Source organism: Paracoccus sp. SY, from assembly GCF_002901215.1.
GTDB classification, from domain to species: domain Bacteria; phylum Pseudomonadota; class Alphaproteobacteria; order Rhodobacterales; family Rhodobacteraceae; genus Paracoccus; species Paracoccus acridae.
This window is the reverse complement of sequence record NZ_NWMQ01000217.1, coordinates 1-464: the sequence shown is the minus strand read 5'-3', so window position 1 is coordinate 464 and position 464 is coordinate 1. Positions and strand designations below refer to the sequence as shown.

Here is a 464-nt window from a genome sequence, read left to right as displayed (position 1 = left end):
GTCTTGGTCAGCAGCCACTCCACCCCTTCTTCGCCGATGCGCTTGCGCCAGCGTGTCAGCGAGGACGGGTCGATCGGCGGGCGGTGCTGAAAGAACGCCTCGCCGGTGAAATGTTGATAGTAGGGATTTTCGACCCACCGGGCGACGACGGCCTCGTCCGAGAGCTTGAAAGCATGCTGGAGATACATCAGCCCCGCCACCAGGCGTGGAGATGTCGCCGGCCGCCCTTGGTGCGAAGGGAAGAAGGTTGCCCACTCCCGCTCGAAAAACTCCCAGTCGATCAGCGCGGCGAGCTTCACCAGCTCGTGGTGCGCATCGATCATGTCGACCAGTCTCGGACGGAGCAGGTCATCCTGTTCAGGGGCGCGGGAATGGGGCTTCATCGGCGACCAGAATTTGCAGGGTTTCTGCTCAAAGCATACGAAACCCTGCAATTCAAAGCGAATGAAACCGCATCTTCAGCA

Annotated in this window: 1 protein-coding gene; it reads right to left on the bottom strand. The window is 60.3% G+C overall.

Annotated features, from left to right (window positions below):
• Positions 1-383, bottom strand: a 383-nt coding sequence (locus CK944_RS22620; protein WP_146038795.1) for a transposase, incomplete at its 3' end; no start/stop codon positions are given.
• Positions 384-464 lie beyond the last annotated feature (81 nt).